Annotated in this window: 8 protein-coding genes and 3 pseudogenes; 4 read left to right on the top strand and 7 right to left on the bottom strand. The window is 64.1% G+C overall.

The annotated features are described in order from the left end of the window. The first annotated feature begins 73 nt into the window (after positions 1–73). Both BJF83_RS25050 and BJF83_RS30135 read left to right on the top strand, forming a co-directional pair. Positions 74–517 carry a DUF1932 domain-containing protein gene (locus BJF83_RS25050; protein ID WP_262391885.1) on the top strand — a complete coding sequence of 148 codons (444 nt, stop codon included), beginning with the start codon at positions 74–76 and terminating at the stop codon, positions 515–517. After that, positions 469–729, top strand: coding sequence for a hypothetical protein (locus BJF83_RS30135; RefSeq protein WP_262391886.1), 261 nt, complete (start codon positions 469–471; stop codon positions 727–729). The genes BJF83_RS25050 and BJF83_RS30135 overlap by 49 nt, the downstream gene beginning before the upstream one ends. A 26-nt stretch (positions 730–755) precedes the next feature. On the opposite strand, the pseudogene BJF83_RS31420 reads toward BJF83_RS30135, so the two are convergent. From BJF83_RS31420 to BJF83_RS31410, 4 genes and pseudogenes are all read right to left on the bottom strand, one after another. Continuing rightward, positions 756–938, bottom strand: a pseudogene (locus BJF83_RS31420) (Wadjet anti-phage system protein JetD domain-containing protein); the annotation flags it as partial. Positions 939–1,188: 250 nt separating this feature from the next. Continuing rightward, positions 1,189–1,680, bottom strand: a pseudogene (locus tag BJF83_RS31415) (DUF3322 domain-containing protein); the annotation flags it as partial. Then, on the bottom strand, positions 1,677–1,865 hold the full coding sequence (locus tag BJF83_RS30130) for a hypothetical protein (protein WP_262391884.1): 189 nt from the start codon (positions 1,863–1,865) through the stop codon (positions 1,677–1,679). The gene BJF83_RS30130 and the pseudogene BJF83_RS31415, both read right to left, overlap by 4 nt. A 12-nt stretch (positions 1,866–1,877) precedes the next feature. Further along, positions 1,878–2,069 (bottom strand): annotated as a pseudogene (locus BJF83_RS31410) (SbcC/MukB-like Walker B domain-containing protein); the annotation flags it as partial. 53 nt (positions 2,070–2,122) lie between these two features. On the opposite strand from BJF83_RS31410, the gene BJF83_RS31405 reads away from it, so the two are divergent. Together BJF83_RS31405 and BJF83_RS31400 are read left to right on the top strand one after the other, a co-directional pair. After that, positions 2,123–3,025, top strand: coding sequence for a hypothetical protein (locus tag BJF83_RS31405; RefSeq protein WP_075928261.1), 903 nt, complete (start codon positions 2,123–2,125; stop codon positions 3,023–3,025). A 141-nt stretch (positions 3,026–3,166) separates the two neighbouring features. Then, on the top strand, positions 3,167–3,463 hold the full coding sequence (locus tag BJF83_RS31400; protein ID WP_075928260.1) for a hypothetical protein: 297 nt from the start codon (positions 3,167–3,169) through the stop codon (positions 3,461–3,463). Here the strand turns inward: BJF83_RS31400 and BJF83_RS25015 are convergent. The 3 genes from BJF83_RS25015 to BJF83_RS25005 all read right to left on the bottom strand — a co-directional run. After that, positions 3,460–5,052: an ATP-binding protein gene (locus BJF83_RS25015; RefSeq protein ID WP_075928259.1), complete on the bottom strand. Its 1,593-nt coding sequence runs from the start codon at positions 5,050–5,052 to the stop codon at positions 3,460–3,462. The two genes, BJF83_RS31400 and BJF83_RS25015, sit on opposite strands and share 4 nt — an antisense overlap. Beyond that, a complete protein-coding gene (locus tag BJF83_RS25010; RefSeq protein WP_075928258.1) occupies positions 5,049–5,834 on the bottom strand; it encodes a DUF4194 domain-containing protein in 786 nt (261 codons plus the stop codon). Before BJF83_RS25010 ends, BJF83_RS25015 begins: the two co-directional genes overlap by 4 nt. Next, positions 5,831–7,164, bottom strand: a 1,334-nt coding sequence (locus BJF83_RS25005; RefSeq protein ID WP_262391882.1) for a DUF3375 domain-containing protein, incomplete at its 5' end; no start/stop codon positions are given. The genes BJF83_RS25010 and BJF83_RS25005, both read right to left, overlap by 4 nt.

Here is a 7,164-nt window from a genome sequence, read left to right as displayed (position 1 = left end):
GAAGCTGTTCGAGGGAACAGCCGTTGAACCAATCGCCATCGACGGCCCTGTGGGCAGGGCGTCGGCACTGAAGATGGCGTACGGCTCCTACCAGAAAGCGGCGTGCGCCCTCGCAGCCGTCGCCCAGGCACTCGCCGATGCGCACGGTGTGTCCGAACAGCTCACGTCGGAGGCACGACGGCTCGCGAAGTCTCCGCTCGCCACACCCGACCACCTGTCCGGTGTGGCGGCGAAGGCTTGGCGGTGGGCACCGGAGATGAGAGAGGTCGCTGACACCCTGGCTGCCACCGGCCTTCCCGGTGACCTGGCGAGGGCGGCCGCGTCGCGTTCGAGCTCTGGAACGGGGGCAAGGACAACTTCGACATCCCCTTGCCCGACGTGCTCGCCCACCTTCGCGCCGACAGGCCCGCGCCGGTCAGTGACCAATAGATCCGCTTGTCCTGCTCTCCCACCCTGTGTTCTGGCAGCATGGTGCGACTCGTCGTTTCCTCTGGCGTATCGGCATGCCACTCAGTAAGGCACGGCACCGTCGTGTCAGATGCCGATGGCGTCGAATGCCTCGGTGAGCGGGATGCGTTCTTGCTCAACGCGTCGGTGGCCGGTGTGGTCGGCGTCCAGCAGTCGGAGGTAGACGGCGCGTTCGGTGTCGGTGAGGTGTGCGAGCGGTTTGGGGGTGCCGGGCTTGAGGCTGTGCCGTTCTTGTCGGTGTTGGTGCCGTATCGCTCGTAGGTGTTGTAGGTGTCGGGGTCCATGAGGATGGAGGTGACGGGGAGGCCGTCTGCGCGGAAGCCGTTGAGGATTTCGTAGCCGTGGTGGTCGATGTCACCCCAGTAGAGCAGGCGAGGCGTGCCGGTGAGCCAGGGGAACGCGGCAGCAGTCTTTCCTCCGAAGCCGTGGCCTTCGACGCGATACCGCCGGGGGGTGGGCGGGAAGTGGATGGCGGTGTCCTTGTTTTCGGAGATGAGGACGCGCTGGGCTGGTAGGCGGGGGTGAAGGTGTCACCGACGGTGGCTGAGTCGTGGACACGTGCACCGGAGGACCGGTGGGCAGGGTCGAGGTAGGTGAAGTGGATCCGTGACGGGTGGCCGGGCAGGAGGCCGAGGTCGTCGAGGCCGGTAAGTGCTTGGACACCCGTCTTATGGCCTGGATCCACTTGGCGTGGACGCCCGGCAGGGGCACTTGCCGTGGCGTGACACCGAGGGTGGCTCGGCGGGGGTCCGCGAGGTACCAGTCGGCGACGGTGGTGAGTAGGTCGAAGTCGACGGGCGTGTACTTGTCAATGAGGCGGAGCGCGCGGGCGAGATCGGTCATCTTGGGGTAGCGCGCTTGGAGGATGGTGTGCCGGTGGCGGGCTCGATCGAGCTGTGTGGGCCATTTCCCTCCGACGATAGCGGCGGCTTGGTCGAGGGAACCGACGGTGATGTGGGTTGGAACAACTTGGATGGTCCCTTTGACGGCGCGATTCTCGTATGTGAGGGCGAGGTCGTGGGCCTTCGCCCAGTCTTGCCATTCGACGGTGCGGGCGTGGATGGCGGCGTAGTCGGCGTCAAGGTCGATCTTGGTGAGCCTGCCGAGCGAAAAGGCATGGGGGAACGACTGGCCGCTGCCGGTGATACTGGTGTGCCAGTTCTTGGCGAGTCGTCGTTCAATCTCGGCGATGACCTGTGCGGGTGTCTTCATGCGGCGTCGCCAGGGATGTCGGTGATGTAGGAGTAGTCACGTTCGTTCTTGGTGACGGTGAGGATGAGATCCATGTGGGGTTCGAGGGCAGTGACCTTGTCGAGGGGTGCGCCGATGATGAGTTGAAACCCGAGGTCTTGCCAGGCTTTGACGGCACGGCCTGCGAACTCGCTGTCGGACTTCACGAATCCTTCGTCGAGGAAGACGGGCGCGAACCGAGGGCGGGATCGGGTTTCGTCTCCGAGTTGGTAGCGGAGCGCAGACCCGACGATGAACGCGATGAGTTCTTGGGTTTCGCCGCCGGACTTGCCGCCGAGGGAGTCGTAGGTGGCGAGCTCACGGTCGTTCTCGTCGAGGCAGGCGGCGGTGATGACGACGTGTTGGCGCACGTCGAGGTAGCGGTCGCGTTGCGACGTTGAAGTCTTGGTGTGGCCTCGGGGATGTGGATGAGGGCCATGAAGTCGCGGAGGTTTTTGAACCGGGTTTCGATCTGTTGGTCGGTCAGTTCGGCGGCGACACCGGAGGACAGTTCGCGAAGCCTGCGTCGGAACTTGCTGAGGTCATCACTTTGCAGGCGACGCAGGTTGATCTGGAGGATGCCTTTGCCACCGAACGGGAGTCCACGCAGGATGGTGTTGACGGGGTGGAGCCGCTGCTCGATGTCTTCGATGGCGGTGTCGAAGGCGTCGTTGAGTTTGAGCAGGTCGTCGCTGGACCAGGCGGCGAGTTCGCGTCGCCATTTCCCGCGGCGTTCGTGGAGACCTTCGGCTTGGATGCGGTCGAGGATCTCGCGGTAGCCGTCAGCGGAGGCGACGGTGATGCCGAGGTTGTGTTCGACCCAGCGGGCCTTGAACCCCTCGAACATTTGCTCCATGGTTGTGGTGGCTCGCCGGACGTTGGTCTGTGCTGTGGTGGCTTCTGCCCTGAGGCGAGTGCGCATGGCTCGCATGTTGGAGCTGAACGCGTCAAGGTCGGTGGCGTTCCAGTTGCTGGTGAACAGGGTGTCCAGGTAGGCCTGCTGGGCGTCGGTGACAGTGGCGGTCTGTTCGTTGTCGATGGCGTCGATGGCATCTTGGACGGTGTCTTGGTCGGTGGCGAGGTCGCCATGCTTCTTCTGCAGCTCTTCCAGCCGGTCGCCTGCGAGGACACGCAGGCGGGTCGCTTCGCTGAGCAACGGCTTGATGCGGTCTTCTTCGGCTTGGAGGGCGTCGAGGATCTTGTTGGCGTCACGGAGCAGCTGGATGTCGTTCTGGAGGTCGGCGACCTTCTTGTCGACGCCGAAGTAGTCGATGTCGGACCAGGTGGTGTCTTCGACGTAGCGGTGTGCGTCGCGTTGGTTGCGTAGCCCGCTGAGTCGATTCTGCACGTCCCTGATGCGTTTGCGGATCTCTCCGATCTGCGGGTCGAGGTCAGCGAGGGCTTTTTCGATGTCGGCAAGGCGTCGCTTGTTGGAGAAGCCGATGATGTTGCCGTCCCCGGATTCGCCGTGGGCGCCCTTGTCACCATCGCGGGTTTGACCGGCGGGGGTGACGCGCGGTCCATCGCCGGTGAGGGCTGCCGTGTTGGGGACGCACAGGTGGTCGATGTTGGTGTCGCTGACACGGTCTTGGACCCAGCGGGAGAACGGGGAGTCCTTGAAGGCGAGTTTCCCGGACACGTAGTCGGGGTTGCCGCGCCAGTCTTCGTGGTCAGCGAGGGTGACGGCCTGGAACTGGATGCGAGGTCGGATGAGAACACCGTCGATGCTGTTGGAGAGGTGGCCTCTGGTGCGCCGGTCGACTAGGACGACCCGTGCGAGGCCGCCCAGGGTGGTCTCGATGCTTTGCGCCAGTGTTCTTCGTCGGGGAGCACGTCGATGAGTTCGGCCACGAACGGCAAGTCGTTCATGGGGTCGAGCCCAGCCGCCTCAGCCATCCGGAGACGGGCGCCGTGCAGCCGGTGGGGGACCATGCCGGTGCGACCCTTGAGGGATTTCTTCTCGTTCAGCAACTCGGCCTGGCGGGTGGTGAGCGGATACAGCTCGTCGCGATTGACCGCCTCTTCTTCGTCTTTCAACGCGGCTTCGCGGCCCTCGAACCCGGCCAGGAACTCGGCGGCGGCGGTTTGAGCTTCAGTAAACTGCTCCACCTTTTCAGGCATGACCAGGTGAATCGCTTCGGTGCGGTGCTGGAACTTGAGGTTGGCTTCGTAGATGCCGTTGCGGCTGTTTTCGAGGGTCTTGATCTGCTGGAGGCGGTCGTCGATGGCGCTGCCGCCGTTGGCGCGCTTCTCCTCCGCGATCAGCTCCAGGCGAGTGCTGTATTGGGCTTCGCGGGCTTCAGCTTGCTTGAACTTGGTGGTGGTTTCGGCATGGACGCGTCGGTTCTCCCCGACGGCTGTGTCGAGGAGTGTGCGTTCGGTGCGGAGCCGCCACAGCTGGAACGGTGAGGCGCCATCGAGGTCGGCACCGAACTGGCGGATCAGAAGCGCTTCGGCTTGGGCCTCCGCAAACTCCTTCTGGAGGTCGGGGAGCCTGCGGAGAGCTTTGACCTTGTCGGCCTCGTCGAGCATCTTGAGGTAGGAGGCTTCGATGTCGGCGAAGTGTTCAAGGGCGTTGTCAGCGGCCTGGTAAGTGCCTGGCACTTCGAGAACCATGGACTTGTAGAGGCCGTCGACTCGTTTGACCTGCATGCCTGCTTGGACACGGGCCAGGAGCCGCATGGCTTTCCGGCCGCCGTTGGAGCCGCCGATGCCGAGGCGGGTGTGCATGCTGTCCTCGAACTGCCAGAACGTGTCGAACACGGCGAGATTACTGAAGGTTGCTCGCAGTGTTCGCTTATCGAAACGGGTCTTGGCGAGCGGCTCCAACCGGGACAGGTTCAGGTAACCGTCGAGCGTGACGAAGGTCGTGTTGATGTCGCGGTTGACGGTCGCTCCGGCCTTCACGAAGTAGAGCCGAGCGACGGTGTACCTGCGGCCGTTGTCGTTGACGAACGTCACCCCGAGCGCACCCCAGGTGGGGGCTCCATCGAGACCCCGCAGCACCTGATCACGCAGTTCGTCGGACCCGTCCACGCGGCTGGTGTCGGTCTTGCCGCGCAGGTAGGTGAGCAGGTTGCGTTGCTCAGCGGACCGGGCGCGGCCGCCGGCGTCGTTCGATGCGCCGTTGAAAGCGGTGTCGGAGGGCATCATGAGCGCAATGTAGGCGTCCAGCATGGTGGACTTCCCGGTGCCGGATGCCCCGGAGATGAGCGTTGAGCCGGACGAGTAGCGGACTTCGTGCCACCCGTGGAAGCCGCCCCAGTTGACCATCTGCAGCGTTTCGGCACGCCACTGACTGGTCCCGTCGGACACGGCGGGGTTGGGGATGAGTGGCTGGTCAGTGATGGTCATCCGGTGTCTTCCTCAACGTCGGAATTGAAGTCGAGTTCTGCGTGGGCGGCGTCGCGGGCTTGGGGAGTGAGCGTGTCGGTGCCGTTCTGTGTCATCAGCCAGGCCCACAGGGCTCGCAATTTCTCCACCGGAAGAAGGACCTCGATGATCGGCGAGATACGGAACCGGTCCGGGTCTGCGGTCTTGAGTAGCACCCCGGCAGTGGCGAGTGTGTCAATGGCCTTCATGGCGCGCTTGTGGTCCATGGCGCGGTGGGTGGCGTGTTCGGGACGTTGGTCGGCCACCTCGTCGAGCATGGCCTGCCGGTCAACGAAGACGACGTTGTCACCCTCTTGGCGTTGACTGAAGAACCGCTGCCGGAGGTACATCATGACGATGGTCTCTTCCTTGCTGTGCGACATGTCGCGCAGCAGCGAAGGGAGGGGGTCGCCGGTTTCGGTGGTGGCCTGTCGTTTGAATGCCACTTGGTAGTTGCGGTCTACGTACAGTTCGAGAAACAGGTCGTTGAGACGGCTCTTGATGAGGTCCTGGTTGGCGATGAGGACCGCCCACTGCTCGGGATGCCGCTCAGCGGAGATGTAACGGTGCTTCAACAGGGTATGGAGGCACCGTCGCTGCTCGGGGTAGAGGGTGCTGGTGTCCTCCTCGAACATCGCTGGCGACGTCCTGTCCTCGGTGTCCTCGCTGTTGGAGAGCGCCTCGTCAGCGAACGGGTCAGCGTCGTAGCCGAGGTCGGTGTCTTCGGCGGGGGCAGTGCCGTCGCTGGCCCAGGTGTCGGTCATTGGTCGTCTCCGTCCACGCTGGAAGCGTCGGCCATGGTGACCCTCGGCATGAGGAACCGGCGGATGCTGCCGTCGGGACGCACTGCCACGACCGGTTCGCGGGTGGTGGTGTCGATGTCGGTGTCCATTCCGGCGAGCAGGTGCATGAGGCCGAGAATCTCGACCGGGCGACGCAGGTCGTCGGGCAGGATGTTGAACAGTGCGGCAGCGGACTCCACGTCCCCGGTGGCGAGCCGCGCTTCGAGTTCGCGCCGCAGGTCGGTCAGTGACGGACCACCCTGCTTGCGTATCTCGTCGAGCGACAGTACCTGCGGGGCCTCAGTGGTGACGTCTTCCAACGGCTCGGGGGCACGTTCGCTGTCCGGGTCGAACGTGCGGAAGCGTAGCCCGGAGATGTCCAAGCCCGGCGGGATCAGTTCCACCTCGACGTGGCTGCGAGCACGGGCCGACTGCATCCACATCCGCATCTCCCGGTCGATGCCGCGCAATACCTCGCCGAGTTCTCGGTTCTTGACGTGGTCGTAGTTCTCGATGTGTTCCCGCAAGGTCGCTGACAGTCGCTGCCGCTGCCCGAGGACATCGGAGATACCGCGACGAATCACGTCCACCGTCGTCCGCAGTTGGCGCTGCTCATCTGGCAGGAGGGTTTCGGCCCACGGGTGAGACAGGATCGCTTCCAGGTCGGTGCGGAGCCGGGCGAGCCAGTCGCGGTTGCGGAGCAGTTCCAGCGCCCCGGCGAACGCTCGGCCTTCCGGGGTGACCGTCAGCAGGTTCGCTGACTGGTCCAGGTAATCATCGACGACCTCGCCGACTGGGCGTGATTCCTCCCGGAACCGTTTGGTGATGATCTTGTGCATGCCCCGGACGGCTTCCTCGACTCGTCGGAAGTCTGATGGGAGACCGTCGAGTTCCCTCAGCACATTCGCGAACTGCTCAGTCAGTTCAGCCTCGGATGTCTCAAGCATTTCGCCGCCCTCAGCGAGCCGGTCACGCTCGGCGGTCAGCTCCGCGATCTCCTCTGTCAGTCGCCGGATCCGTTCTTCACGGTCCGGGTTTGCGGCCAGTGCGGCCTGCGACACGACGTGTCGCATGGTGGCGATGCGTGACAGGGAGACGTTCAGTTGTGTACGGGTCGCCCGGGTCACGTAGTCCAAAGCTTGCTTCGCGTCACCGGTCAACTGATAGGTCTCTTGACCGTCCCCAGGGTCGCGGTAGAGCCACCGTTCCCGCACCCACTGAGGTGATCCCAGCGACTTTGAAACGGGATGAAAGCCGTCAACCGGACCATGCGGGAGATATGACCGTTCAGCAGACATAGACGTGGAGCCCC

The sequence above is a fragment of the Nocardiopsis sp. CNR-923 genome (assembly GCF_001942255.1).
Classification (GTDB): Bacteria; Actinomycetota; Actinomycetes; order Streptosporangiales; family Streptosporangiaceae; genus Nocardiopsis.
Note: the sequence above shows the minus strand (reverse complement) of the source record. Positions and strands in the feature narration are given on the sequence as shown.